12 protein-coding genes are annotated in these 11,834 nt (G+C 72.7%); 6 read left to right on the top strand and 6 right to left on the bottom strand.

From position 1 onward, the window contains the following. Window positions 1–89 precede the first annotated feature (89 nt). On the bottom strand, window positions 90–830 hold the full coding sequence (locus ACH5AC_RS20090) for an SDR family oxidoreductase (RefSeq protein WP_398863278.1): 741 nt from the start codon (window positions 828–830) through the stop codon (window positions 90–92). A gap of 54 nt (window positions 831–884) precedes the next feature. Between ACH5AC_RS20090 and ACH5AC_RS20085 the strand changes: the two genes are divergently transcribed. From ACH5AC_RS20085 to ACH5AC_RS20070, 4 genes are read left to right on the top strand one after another with little or no spacing between them, the layout of a single operon-like run. Beyond that, a complete protein-coding gene (locus tag ACH5AC_RS20085) occupies window positions 885–1,682 on the top strand; it encodes an enoyl-CoA hydratase family protein (RefSeq protein ID WP_398863277.1) in 798 nt (265 codons plus the stop codon). Continuing rightward, complete coding sequence (locus tag ACH5AC_RS20080) at window positions 1,675–2,484, top strand: CoA transferase subunit A (RefSeq protein WP_398863276.1); 810 nt, start codon at window positions 1,675–1,677, stop codon at window positions 2,482–2,484. Before ACH5AC_RS20085 ends, ACH5AC_RS20080 begins: the two co-directional genes overlap by 8 nt. Next, window positions 2,481–3,197 (top strand): CoA-transferase subunit beta, encoded by a 717-nt coding sequence (locus tag ACH5AC_RS20075; RefSeq protein ID WP_398863275.1) that lies wholly within the window; start codon window positions 2,481–2,483, stop codon window positions 3,195–3,197. Before ACH5AC_RS20080 ends, ACH5AC_RS20075 begins: the two co-directional genes overlap by 4 nt. Beyond that, window positions 3,197–4,246: an NAD(P)H-dependent flavin oxidoreductase gene (locus ACH5AC_RS20070; RefSeq protein WP_398863274.1), complete on the top strand. Its 1,050-nt coding sequence runs from the start codon at window positions 3,197–3,199 to the stop codon at window positions 4,244–4,246. The genes ACH5AC_RS20075 and ACH5AC_RS20070 overlap by 1 nt, the downstream gene beginning before the upstream one ends. Here the strand turns inward: ACH5AC_RS20070 and ACH5AC_RS20065 are convergent. The 3 genes from ACH5AC_RS20065 to ACH5AC_RS20055 are packed head-to-tail and all read right to left on the bottom strand — an operon-like array spanning window position 4,230 to window position 6,854. Beyond that, entirely contained in the window at window positions 4,230–5,387 is a 1,158-nt protein-coding gene (locus ACH5AC_RS20065) for an acetyl-CoA C-acetyltransferase (RefSeq protein WP_398863273.1), read from the bottom strand. The two genes, ACH5AC_RS20070 and ACH5AC_RS20065, sit on opposite strands and share 17 nt — an antisense overlap. Window positions 5,388–5,410: 23 nt before the next feature. After that, window positions 5,411–6,046 (bottom strand): TetR/AcrR family transcriptional regulator, encoded by a 636-nt coding sequence (locus tag ACH5AC_RS20060; RefSeq protein WP_398863271.1) that lies wholly within the window; start codon window positions 6,044–6,046, stop codon window positions 5,411–5,413. A 22-nt stretch (window positions 6,047–6,068) separates the two neighbouring features. After that, window positions 6,069–6,854: an SDR family oxidoreductase gene (locus ACH5AC_RS20055; RefSeq protein WP_398863270.1), complete on the bottom strand. Its 786-nt coding sequence runs from the start codon at window positions 6,852–6,854 to the stop codon at window positions 6,069–6,071. A 73-nt stretch (window positions 6,855–6,927) separates the two neighbouring features. Here ACH5AC_RS20055 and ACH5AC_RS20050 point away from each other — a divergent pair, with 73 nt between their 5' ends. Both ACH5AC_RS20050 and ACH5AC_RS20045 read left to right on the top strand, forming a co-directional pair. Further along, window positions 6,928–8,067, top strand: a complete 1,140-nt coding sequence (locus ACH5AC_RS20050) for an acyl-CoA dehydrogenase family protein (protein ID WP_398863269.1) — start codon at window positions 6,928–6,930, stop codon at window positions 8,065–8,067. Next, complete coding sequence (locus ACH5AC_RS20045) at window positions 8,067–9,368, top strand: acyl-CoA dehydrogenase family protein (RefSeq protein ID WP_398863268.1); 1,302 nt, start codon at window positions 8,067–8,069, stop codon at window positions 9,366–9,368. The genes ACH5AC_RS20050 and ACH5AC_RS20045 overlap by 1 nt, the downstream gene beginning before the upstream one ends. Here ACH5AC_RS20045 and ACH5AC_RS20040 read toward each other — a convergent pair. Both ACH5AC_RS20040 and ACH5AC_RS20035 read right to left on the bottom strand, forming a co-directional pair. Continuing rightward, window positions 9,352–10,968, bottom strand: a complete 1,617-nt coding sequence (locus ACH5AC_RS20040) for a cytochrome bc complex cytochrome b subunit (protein WP_398863267.1) — start codon at window positions 10,966–10,968, stop codon at window positions 9,352–9,354. The genes ACH5AC_RS20045 and ACH5AC_RS20040 overlap by 17 nt on opposite strands. Before the next feature lie 106 nt (window positions 10,969–11,074). Beyond that, window positions 11,075–11,791 carry a vWA domain-containing protein gene (locus ACH5AC_RS20035; RefSeq protein WP_398863266.1) on the bottom strand — a complete coding sequence of 239 codons (717 nt, stop codon included), beginning with the start codon at window positions 11,789–11,791 and terminating at the stop codon, window positions 11,075–11,077. Window positions 11,792–11,834: the final 43 nt, after the last annotated feature.

The following is an 11,834-nucleotide window of genomic DNA, read 5'->3' as shown; positions in this document are numbered from 1 at the left end:
ACACCGGCCACTCGCCGTACACCCGGCCACGACCCCGGCCCGCGCCCACGACGACAACCACCCGGCCACCGCAGATACCTCGGCCCATCTCACTCCTCCTTGTTGACCGTGGCGGCGTTCAGGAACGCCGGCTGCTCGCCGCCGCCGTGGATGAGCAGTGAGGCGCCGCTGATGTAGGCGGCGGCGTCGGAGGCGAGGAAGGCGGCGGCCGCGCCGACGTCGGCCGGGTGGGCGAGGCGGCCGAGCGGGACGGTGTGCTCGATCGCCGCGATGCCGTCCTCGCCGCCGTAGTGCAGGTGGGAGAGTTCGGTGCGGACCATGCCGACGACCAGTGTGTTGACGCGGATCTCCGGCGCCCACTCCACGGCCATCGAGCGGGCCAGGTTCTCCAGCCCTGCCTTGGCCGCGCCGTACGCGGCGGTGCCCGGTGAGGGGCGGCTGCCGCTGACGCTGCCGATCATGATGATGGATCCCCGGGCGCGCCGGAGGTGCCCGTGGGCGGCGAGGGACGCCGTCAGCGGGGCGACGAGGTTCAGCTCGACCACGCGCGCGTGCCGTTCGGCGTCGGCGTCCGTGAGCCGTCGGTACGGTGTGCCGCCCGCGTTGTTGACCAGGACGTCGAGGCGGGGCAGGGCGTCGAAGAAGGCGCGTACGGCGGGTGGGTCGCGCAGGTCGAGGGGCGTGAACTCGATGTCGTGCGACGGTGCTTCGGGGGGTCTGCGGGCGCAGACGACGACCCGTGCGCTGGCCTCGGCGAGGGCCCGCGCGATGCCGGCGCCGACACCGCGCGTACCGCCCGTGACGACCGCGACCTTCCCGTGCAGGCTCATCCGACGCTACCCTTCACCTAACAAACGTTTGGTGGAAAGGTAGCTGATGCGGCCATGGGTGTCTCCACCTCGTTCCCGGAAAAAGGGCCCGAAGAGATCGGAAAGGCCGGAAAGAGCGGGGTCGCCGTCGTCACGGTCGACTTTCCGCCGGTGAACGCCCTGCCGGTGGCCGGCTGGTTCGCGCTCGCCGACGCGGTGCGGGCCGCGGGGCGCGATCCGGAGGTCCGGTGCGTGGTGCTGGCCGCCGAGGGGCGGGGCTTCAACGCGGGCGTGGACATCAAGGAGATCCAGGCGGAGGGGCGGCCGGCCCTGCTCGGCGCCAACTCCGGCTGCGCGGAGGCGTTCGCGGCGGTGTACGAGTGCGAGGTGCCGGTGGTGGCGGCGGTGCAGGGCTTCTGTCTGGGCGGGGGCATCGGCCTGGTGGGCAACGCGGACGCGATCGTGGCGAGCGAGGACGCCGTCTTCGGGCTGCCCGAGTTGGACCGGGGCGCGCTGGGCGCGGCCACCCATCTGGCCCGGCTGGTCCCGCGGCATCTGATGCGCGCGCTGTACTACACGTCGCGTACGGTCACGGCGGCCGAGCTGCTGGCGCACGGGTCGGTGTGGCGGGTGGTGCCGCGCGGGCGGCAGCGCGGCGCGGCACTGGAGCTGGCGGGGCAGATCGCCGCGAAGGACGGCCTGCTGCTGCGGCTGGCCAAGGCCGCCATCAACGGCATCGACCCGGTCGATGTGCGCCGCAGCTACCGCTTCGAGCAGGGGTTCACCTTCGAGGCCGAGCTCAGCGGGGTGGGCGAGCGGGTGCGCGGCGGGTTCGGGACGGGTGGGTCGGGGAAGGGCGGCTCCGGTGGCTGACAAGACGATGACCGCCGAGGAGGCCGTCGCCCGGCTGGAGAGCGGCATGACCCTCGGCATCGGCGGCTGGGGTTCGCGGCGCAAGCCGATGGCCCTGGTGCGCGCCCTGCTCCGCTCCCCCGTCACCGACCTCACGGTCGTGTCGTACGGCGGCCCGGACGTCGGCATGCTCGCTGCCGCCGGACGGATCCGCAGGCTGGTCGCCGCCTTCGTCACCCTGGACTCGATCCCGCTCGAACCGCATTACCGCGCGGCCCGGGAGAAGGGCGTCCTCGACCTCATGGAGGTCGACGAGGCGATGTTCATGTGGGGACTGCACGCGGCCGCGAACCGGCTGCCGTTCCTGCCGGTGCGGGCCGGGCTCGGCTCCGACGTGATGCGGGTCAACCCCGGTCTGCGGACGGTCACCTCGCCGTACGACGACGGGGAGACGTTCGTCGCCATGCCCGCCCTGCGCCTGGACGCGGCCCTGGTCCACGTCAACCGCGCGGATCGGCTGGGCAACGGCCAGTATCTGGGCCCGGACCCGTACTTCGACGACCTGTTCTGCGCGGCGGCGGACACGGCCTACGTCTCCTGCGAGCGGGTCGTCGACACGGCCGAGCTGACCAGGGGCGCGGCACCGCAGACCCTGCTGATCCAGCGGCACACGGTGACGGGCGTGATCGAGGCGCCGAACGGCGCGCACTTCACGTCCTGCGCCCCGGACTACGGGCGGGACGAGGCCGCCCAGCGGGAGTACGCGACCACACCCTGGCCGGAGTTCGCCGAGCGGTACCTCCACGGGAGGACGACGACATGACCGCGACGCGGAGCGAGTACTGCGTGATCGCCTGCGCCGAGGCGTGGCGGGGCAACGGGGAGGTGCTGGCCAGTCCCATGGGCCTGATCCCCGCCCTCGGCGCCCGCCTGGCCCGGCTCACCTTCTCACCCGACCTGCTGTTGACCGACGGCGAGGCGCTGATCGTCCGCCCGGACGGCACGCCGGAGGGCTGGCTGCCCTACCGCGGGCATCTGACGCTGGTCACCGGCGGCCGCCGGCACGTGATGATGGGTGCGAGCCAGCTCGACCGGTACGGCAACCAGAACATCTCCTGCATCGGCGACTGGGCCGCGCCGAGGCGCCAGCTGCTCGGGGTGCGCGGCGCCCCCGTCAACACTCTCAACAACCCGACCAGTTACTGGGTCCCGCGGCATTCCCGGCGGGTGTTCGTCGAGAAGGTCGACATGGTGTGCGGGGTGGGCCACGACCGTGCGGCCGGCGCCCGCTTCCACCGCATCCCGCGTGTCGTCAGCGACCTGGGCGTCTTCGACTTCGCCACCCCCGACCGCTCGATGCGGCTGGCCTCGCTGCACCCCGGGGTGAGCGTCGAGGACGTCGTCGAGGCGACCGGCTTCGCGCTCGCCGTCCCGGACGGGGTGCCGTACACCCGCGACCCCACCCCCGGGGAACTGCGCCTGATCCGCGAGGTGATCGATCCGGAGAACACCCGCGCGCGGGAGGTGGACCGCTGATGCGGACCGCGCTCACCCGGCTGGTCGGAGTCCGGTACCCGATCGTGCAGACCGGCATGGGATGGGTGGCCGGCCCCCGCCTGGTCTCCGCGACGGCGAACGCGGGCGCCCTCGGTGTCCTGGCCTCGGCCACGATGACCGTCGACCGGCTGCGTGAGGCGATACGTGAGGTCCGGTCCCGTACGGACGCGCCCTTCGGGGTCAATCTCCGCGCCGACGCCTCGGACGCAGCCGACCGGGTCCGTCTGATCGTCGACGAGGGCGTGCGGGTGGCCTCCTTCGCCCTCGCGCCCGCCCCGGAGCTGATCGCCGAGCTCAAGGGGGCCGGAGTGGTGGTGATCCCGACCGTCGGCGCGCGGCGGCATGCCGAGAAGGTCGCGGCCTGGGGCGCGGACGCGGTGATCGTGCAGGGCGGCGAGGGCGGCGGCCACACCGGTGAGGTGGCGACGACGGTGCTGCTGCCGCAGGTGGTGGACGCGGTGCGGATCCCGGTCGTGGCGGCGGGGGGCTTCTTCGACGGGCGGGGCCTGGTCGCGGCGCTGGCCTACGGGGCGGCCGGGGTGGCCATGGGCACGCGGTTCCTGCTCACTTCGGACTCGACGGTCCCGGACGCGGTGAAGGCGCGGTATCTGGCGGCCACGGCGAAGGACGTGACCGTGACGAGAGCGGTCGACGGCCTGCCCCACCGCATGCTCCGTACGGACCTGGTCGACGCCTTGGAGCGTTCGGGCCGTACGAGCGCCCTCCTGCGGGCGGTGCGCGCGGCGGCCGCCTTCCGCGGGCTGTCCGGCCTCACCTGGCGCCGTATGCTCCACGACGGCCTCGCCATGCGACACGGCAAGGACCTGACCTGGAGCCAGGTCCTGCTCGCCGCGAACACCCCGATGCTGCTCAGGGCGTCGATGGTGGACGGCCGTACGGATCTCGGCGTGATGGCGTCCGGGCAGGTCGCCGGGGTGATCGACGACCTGCCGTCGTGCGCGGAGCTGGTGGCGCGGATCATGGAGGAGGCCGAGGAGGCGCGGCGGCGGCTCACAGCCGTTCGATGATCGTCACGTTCGCCTGTCCGCCGCCCTCGCACATGGTCTGCAGGCCGAATCGGCCGCCGGTGCGCTCCAGTTCGTGCAGCAGGGTCGTCATCAGTCTGGCGCCGGTGGCGCCCAGGGGGTGGCCCAGGGCGATCGCGCCGCCGTTGGCGTTGACCTTGTCCGGGTCGGCGCCGGTCTCCTTCAGCCAGGCGAGGACGACGGGCGCGAACGCCTCGTTGATCTCGACGAGGTCGATGGCGTCGAGGGTGAGCCCCGTCTTCTTCAGGGCGTGGGCGGTGGCCGGGATGGGGGCGGTGAGCATGCGGATGGGGTCCTCGCCGCGCACGGAGAGGTGGTGCACGCGCGCGCGTGGGGTGAGCCCGTGTTCGCGCACGGCCCGCTCGGAGGCGAGCAGCAGCGCGGCGGCGCCGTCGGAGACCTGGGAGGAGCAGGCGGCGGTGACGGTGCCGCCGTCGATGACCGGCTTCAGCGCGGCCATCTTCTCCAGGGAGGTGTCCCGGCGGGGGCCCTCGTCGACGGAGACCTGCCCGTGGGGGACGGTCTCGCGGAGGAAGCGGCCCTCGTCGATGGCCCGTATCGCCCGCTGGTGCGAGCGCAGCGCGTACTCCTCCTGGTCGCGTCGGCTGATGCCCCACTTGGCGGCGATCATCTCGGCGCCGACGAACTGGTTGACCGGCTTCTCCCCGTACCGGGCGCGCCAGCCCTCGCTGCCCGCGAAGGGGCCCTGGGTGAAGCCGAGGGGTTCGGCGGCCTGCCGGGTCGCGAAGGCGATCGGGATCTGCGACATGTTCTGCACGCCGCCCGCGACGACCAGGTCCTGGGTGCCGGACAGCACGCCCTGCGCCGCGAAGTGCACGGCCTGCTGGGAGGACCCGCACTGCCGGTCGACGGTGACGCCGGGCACCTCCTCGGGCAGTCCGGCGGCCAGCCAGCAGGTCCGCGCGATGTCCCCGGCCTGCGGTCCGACGGTGTCCAGGCAGCCGAACACGACGTCCTCGACGGCGGCCGGGTCGACGCCCGAGCGGGCTATCAGCTCCCTCAGCACATGTGCGCCCAGGTCGGCCGGGTGGACCCCGCTGAGCCCTCCCCCGCGCCGCCCGACCGGCGTGCGGACCGCTTCGACGATGAATGCCTCGGCCATGGCAACTCCCTGACAGTTAAGGGCTATTCGCGTACGGCGATTCCGTCCAGCACCATCGACAGGTACTGGCGGGCGATCTCCTCGGGGCTGTGCTGTCCGCCGGGCCGGTACCAGGACGCGGCGACCCACACCGTGTCCCGCACGAACCGGTAGGTGAGCCGGACGTCGAGGTCGGCCCGGAAGACCTCGGCGGCGACGCCGCGCTCCAGCGTGGCCAGCCACGCCTTCTCGAACCTGCGCTGGGACTCGGCGAGGAACGCGAACCGCTCCTGCGCCACGAGCTGCCGGCTCTCCTTCTGGTAGATCGCGACGGCGGCGCGGTGCCGGTCGATCTCCCGGAACGACTCGGTGACCAGGGCCTGAAGGGTCTCCCGCGGGCCGAGGTCGGCGCCCAGGACGGTGTCGTAGCCGTCCCACAGCTCGTCGAGGAAGGTCCGCAGGATCTCCTCCAGCATCGACTCCTTGGAGTCGAAGTGGTAGTAGAGGCTGCCCGCGAGCATGCCCGCGTGGTCGGCGATCTTGCGTACGGTGGTGGCGTTGTAGCCCTGTTCGGCGAAGACCTCGGCGGCGGTTTCGAGGAGTTCGCGGCGGCGGGCCTGGGCGGTGGCGGCCGCGGGCTTGCTCACGGCGGTCACCTGGGGCTTCTTCTTCGTAGGCACGCGCACATTCTCGCCCCCTGCCTCAGGCGCGCTGACTGCTGACGGAGACGACCTCGCCGGTCATGTACGACGAGTAGTCCGACGCCAGGAACACGATCACGTTGGCGACCTCCCACGGCTCGGCGTACCGCCCGAGGGCCTCGCGGGCGGTGAGCTCCTCCAGCAGTCCGGCGGAGGTCACCTTGGCCAGGTGGGGGTGCATGGCCAGGCTCGGCGAGACCGCGTTGACCCGGACTCCGTAGGCGGCCGCCTCCACCGCCGCGCAGCGGGTCAGCGCCATCACGCCGGCCTTCGCGGCGGCGTAGTGCGCCTGCCCGGCCTGGGCGCGCCAGCCCACGACGGAGGCGTTGTTGACGATCACACCCCCGGTGTCCCTCATCAGGCGCAGCGCCGCCCGGGTGCACCGGAAGGTGCCGTTCAGCGTGACGTCGAGCACCCGCGACCACTGCTCGTCCGTCATGTCGACCAGCGGTGACGTCCCGCCGAGGCCCGCGTTGTTGACCAACACGTCGAGGCGCCCGTGCTCCCGCACCGCCGTCTCGAACAGCCCGCGCACCTGGGCCTCGTCGGTGACGTCGCACGGCACCGCGCCGACCGCGTCCGCGCCGAACTCGGCGGCCAGCTCGGCCTCGTGCTCCTTGAGCCGCCGGACGTGGGCGTCGCTGATCAGCACGCGGGCCCCCTCCTCCAGGAGGCGGCGGGCGGTGGCCCCGCCGATGCCGGTGCCGGCGGCGGCGGTGACGACGGCGGTGCGTCCGCCGAGCAGGCCGTGTCCGGGAACGTACGCCGGAGCCTCGACGTTGGTCATGACAGCACGCTAACCTACCAAACACTTGTTAGGCAAACTCTGGTCAGGGACCGTCCAGGGAAGGAGGGTGGCCGTGGACCTCACGCTCTCCCCGGCCGACGAGGCGTTCCGCGCCGAGGCCCGCGCCTGGCTGGCCGCGCACGTCCCGCGCACGCCCCTGCCCTCCCTGGAGACCGCGGAGGGCTTCGCCGCGCACCGCGCGTGGGAGGCCGAACTGGCCGCGGACCGCTGGTCGGTGGTGAACTGGCCGGCGCAGTACGGCGGCCGGGACTGCGGCCTGATCCGCTGGCTGCTCTTCGAGGAGGAGTACCACGCCTCCGGCGCCCCGGGCCGGGTCGGCCAGAACGGCGTCTCGCTGCTCGCCCCCACCCTCCTCGACCACGGCACCGAGGAGCAGCGCGCCCGGGTCCTGCCGCCCATGGCGCGCGGCGAGGTCGTCTGGGCGCAGGCGTGGTCGGAGCCCGAGGCCGGCTCCGACCTGGCGGCGCTGCGCGCGCGGGCGGTGCGCACGGCGGGCGGCTGGCGCTTGAGCGGGCAGAAGACCTGGTCCTCACGGGCGGCCTTCGCGGACCGCGCGTTCGGCCTCTTCCGCAGCGACCCGGACGGGCGGAAGCCCCACCAGGGGCTGGTCTACGTGATGTTCGACCTGCGTGCCCCGGGTGTCACCGTCCGCCCCATCCGCCGCCTCGACGGGAAGCCCGCCTTCGCGGAGCTGTTCCTGGACGAGGTGTTCGTGCCCGACGAGGACGTGATCGGCGCGCCCGGACAGGGCTGGCGGATCGCGATGTCGACGGCGGGCAACGAACGCGGGCTGATGCTCCGCTCCCCGGGCCGCTTCCTCGCCGCCGCGGACCGGCTGCACCGCCTCTGGCGCTCCCGCGGCAGCCCGCAGAGCACCGCGCCGCGCGTGGCGGACGCCCTGATCGGCGCCCGCGCCTACCAGCTCTTCGCGTACGCCGCCGCCTGCCGCCTCCTCGACGGCGAGTCGATCGGCCCGGAGTCCAGCCTGAACAAGGTCTTCTGGTCCGAGTACGACATCGCGCTGCACGAGACGGCGCTCGATCTCCTCGGCGAGGAGGGCGGGTTCGCGGACACCGCCTGGTCCGAGGGCTGGCTGTTCGCCCTGGCCGGCCCGATCTACGCCGGGACCAACGAGATCCAGCGCGACATCATCGCCGAGCGCCTGCTGGGCCTGCCGAAGGGACGCCGCTGATGCGCTTCCGCCTCGACCCCGAACAGCGCGCCTTCGCCGCCTCCCTGGACGCGCTGCTGACGGCGGCCGACACCCCGTCGGTGATACGGGACTGGAGCCGGGGCGACCCCAGGAGCGGCCGCGCGCTGTGGCGCCGTATCGCCGAGGCGGGCGTGTTCGCGCTGGCGGTCCCGGAGGCGTACGAGGGGCTCGGCCCCCGGCCCGTGGACCTCGCCGTCGCCTTCATGGAACTGGGCCGCCACGCGGTCCCGGGCCCCCTGACAGAGACAATCGCGACGGCCACCCTGCTCACGGCCCTGGAGGATCCCGCTCTGAACGAACCCGCGGCCGCGGCCACCGACCACCTGACGGCCAGGACGATCATCACACCGACACGAGGCCCCCACACCCCGGACGATCCCGGCGCCGCACCCGACCCGGGCGACACCGGCCACACCACCAGCCCCGCCGACCCCCGGCCCGACCCACCCGCAGACGCCCCACCCGACCCACCCGCGGACGCCACGGCCAAACACCCGCCGCCGAACACGGCCGAAGGCAAGACGGCCGCCACACTGCCACAAGGGCCGCACCACCCGGACGACTCCGGCACCACCACCCACCCCGTCGGTCCCGCGTTCGACCCGCCGGCGGACGCCACGGCCAAGCAGTTGCTGCCCGCCCTGACCCGCGGCGAGGTGATCGCCACGTTGACGCAGGGGCCGTACGCGCTGGACGCGGATGTGGCTGAGGTGCGGCTGAGGGGCGTGGGGGGTGACGAGGTGTGGCTGCTGCCGCCGGCCGAGGCCGCGCCGCGCCCCACCCCGGATCCCGCGCGTCGGCTGAGTTTTCTGCCGACCGGTGGGGAGTTGCTCGCGTGCGGTCCCCACGTCGGCGCCGCCTTGGCGCGCGCCGTCGGCTGGGCTCGGCTGGCGACCGCCGCGCAGGCGCTCGGCGTCGGGCTGGCGCTGCTCGACAGGACGGTCGGGTATGTGGGGCAGCGCAGCCAGTTCGGGGTGCCCGTCGGGTCGTTCCAGGCCGTCAAGCACCGTCTCGCCGACGCGCGGACCGCGCTGGAGTTCGCCCGGCCCCTCGTGTTCGGCGCCGCGCTGACCCTGGCCCCCGCCGACGTGGCCGCCGCCAAGGTCGCCGCCTGCGAGGCCGCGTACGCCACCGCCCGTACGGCACTCCAGCTGCACGGCGCGATCGGCTACACCGCGGAGTACGACCTGTCGCTGTGGCTCACCCGGGCCGCCGCGCTGCGCACGGCGTGGGGTGCCCCGCACGAGTGCCGGGACGTGGTCCTCAGTGGCCGCGCGTGAGTTCCCGGTACTCCTCCGGCGTCGGCTTGGGCACCCGGGTGCCGGGGCCGAACATGGCCCGCGCCAGCCGCGCCCGCACCCGCTGGGACAGTGTCACGGGCCGCCGCACACCGCCCGCGTCGACGAGCGGGCCGACCTCGTAGGGCACGTGCTGCTCATGCTGGGTGAGAGTGAACAGCCGGTCCTGCGTGAGAGGTTCGTGGACCTCGGTGTACTCGCCGTTCGGCAGCCGCTTCACGGTGCCCGTCTCCCGGCCGTGCAGCACCTTCTGCCGGTCGCGGTGCTGGAGGCCGAGACAGACCCACTTGGTGATCACGAAGGCGAGGACCGGCACGACGAAGACAGCGATCCGCACGAACCAGGTGATCGTGTTGATGGACAGATGCAGACGCAGGGCCACGATGTCGTTGCCCCCGCCGATCAGCAGCACCGCGTACAGGCTCAGCCAGGCCACGCCGAGGCCGGTGCGGACGGGCGCGTTGCGCGGCCGGTCCAGGATGTGGTGCTCGCGTCGGTCACCGGTGACCCATGCCTCGAAGAACGGGTACAGGCCGATCAGCAGCAGGACCAGCGGGAACAGCATGAAGGGGATGAACACGCCCGGCTCCAGGGTGTGCCCCCAGAAGTTGATCTCCCAGGCGGGCATCACCCGGATCAGCCCCTCGGAGAAGCCGAGGTACCAGTCGGGCTGGGCGCCGGTGGTGACCAGGTCCGGCCGGTAGGGGCCGTACGCCCACACGGGGTTGACGGTGGCGATGCCCCCCATGAGCGTCAGCGCCCCGAAGACGAGGAAGAAGAAGCCGCCCGCCTTGGCCATGTACACCGGCAGGAAGGGCATACCGGTGACGATCCGCTCGCTGCGGCCGGGCCCGGGGAACTGGGTGTGCTTGTGGTAGAAGACCAGGAACAGATGGGCGGTCACCAGGCCCAGCATGATGCCGGGCAGCAGCAGGATGTGGATCGGATAGAGCCGGGCGATGAAGTCGTCGCCGGGGTACTGCCCGCCCCACAGGAAGAACGCCAGATACGTGCCGACGATCGGGAGGGACAGGATCGCCCCGTCGGCGAAGCGCACACCGGTGCCGGACAGCAGGTCGTCGGGGAGGGAGTAGCCGGTCAGGCCGGTGATGATGCCCAGCATCAGCAGGGTCCAGCCGAACAGCCAGTTGACCTCGCGCGGCTTGCGGAAGGCGCCGCTGAAGAACACCCGCATCATGTGGGTGAGCATGGCGGTGACGAAGACCAGCGCGGCCCAGTGGTGGACCTGCCGCATCAGCAGCCCGCCGCGCACCTCGAAGCTGATGTCCAGCGTGGACTCGTACGCCCGGGTCATCAGCACGCCGTTCAGCGGCTCGTAGACACCGCTGTAGACCACCTCCGCGCTGCTCGGCTCGAAGAAGAAGGTGAGGTAGACGCCGGTGAGGATCAGCACCGCGAAGCTGTAGAGGCTGATCTCACCGAGCAGGAACGACCAGTGGTCGGGAAACACCTTGCGCATCTCCGACTTGGCCACCGCCAGCACGCCGAGCCGCCCGTCGGCCCACCCCGCGACCCGCTCACCCCGACCGGCCCTGCCCTGCGGTCGTGCACCGTCGCCCATGAGCGGCCTCCCGTCGGATGTCCTGAGGGTGGCATGGTCGTACGGCTCGGTCGGCGGGGCGAGCAGGCTGCTCTCTGACGGCGCGGGAATCCTCCGGCTGGGCGACTCAGGCCCGCACGATGCCCTGCGCCCGCGCCGCCGCCAGCCACTTCGGGAACTCGCCCACCAGACGGTCGTACAGCTCGGCGTCCGGCACCGTCCGCGGGTCGTGGCCGGCGTGGAAGAAGCCGGCGTTGTCGACGATCCGCTTCTGCGGCACGGGCAGCTCGTCGAGCCTGCGCAGATAGTCGAACTGCTTGCTGTCCGGGTCGCCGAAGCCGATGAACTGCCAGAACAGCGGCAGTGCGGCCGCCTTGCACAGATAGCGCTCGGCGGCGAGCCGGTTGACCGGGCCGCCGTCGGTCTGGAAGACGACCAGCGCGGGCGCCGTGGAGCCGCTGTCGAGGTAGTGGTCGATGACCGCGTCCATCGCCACGTGGTAGCTGGTCTTCCCCATGTGCCCGAGCCCGGCCACGATCCGGTCGATGCGCCCCTGGTGGTCGGCGAGCGCGATGTCCGTCTCGGCGTCGACGTCGGTGGAGAAGAACACGACCGGGACCCGGCCGTCGTCGTCGAGATGGGCCGACAGCCCCAGCACCCGGTCGGCGAGCGCCTGCACACTGCCGTCCTTGTAGTACGGCCGCATGGAACCGGAGTAGTCGACGACGAGGTAGACGGCGGCCCGCTCCCCCGCCAGGCCGTGCCTGGTGAGCGAGACACCGGCGGTCTTGTAGAGGCTGACCAGCGCGGGCGCGCTCTCCTGGACCTTGCTGAGACTGATCACGGACCCAGCCTATGCGGCGGCGCCTGCCCGGTCGTCCGGTCGG

It is taken from the genome of Streptomyces sp. NPDC018693, assembly GCF_044391385.1.
Classification (GTDB): Bacteria; Actinomycetota; Actinomycetes; order Streptomycetales; family Streptomycetaceae; genus Streptomyces.
The sequence above is the reverse complement of the archived record's forward strand: the minus strand, read 5'-3'. Positions and strand labels throughout refer to the sequence as shown.

Bases quoted from the DNA above. Each gene is read 5' to 3' on its own strand.
- ACH5AC_RS20090 (WP_398863278.1), bottom strand. From the start codon at position 830: ATGAGCCTGCACGGGAAGGTCGCGGTCGTCACGGGCGGTACGCGCGGT.
- ACH5AC_RS20085 (WP_398863277.1), top strand. From the start codon at position 885: ATGGGTGTCTCCACCTCGTTCCCGGAAAAAGGGCCCGAAGAGATCGGA.
- ACH5AC_RS20075 (WP_398863275.1), top strand. From the start codon at position 2,481: ATGACCGCGACGCGGAGCGAGTACTGCGTGATCGCCTGCGCCGAGGCG.
- ACH5AC_RS20070 (WP_398863274.1), top strand. From the start codon at position 3,197: ATGCGGACCGCGCTCACCCGGCTGGTCGGAGTCCGGTACCCGATCGTG.
- ACH5AC_RS20065 (WP_398863273.1), bottom strand. From the start codon at position 5,387: ATGGCCGAGGCATTCATCGTCGAAGCGGTCCGCACGCCGGTCGGGCGG.
- ACH5AC_RS20055 (WP_398863270.1), bottom strand. From the start codon at position 6,854: ATGACCAACGTCGAGGCTCCGGCGTACGTTCCCGGACACGGCCTGCTC.
- ACH5AC_RS20045 (WP_398863268.1), top strand. From the start codon at position 8,067: ATGCGCTTCCGCCTCGACCCCGAACAGCGCGCCTTCGCCGCCTCCCTG.
- ACH5AC_RS20040 (WP_398863267.1), bottom strand. From the start codon at position 10,968: ATGGGCGACGGTGCACGACCGCAGGGCAGGGCCGGTCGGGGTGAGCGG.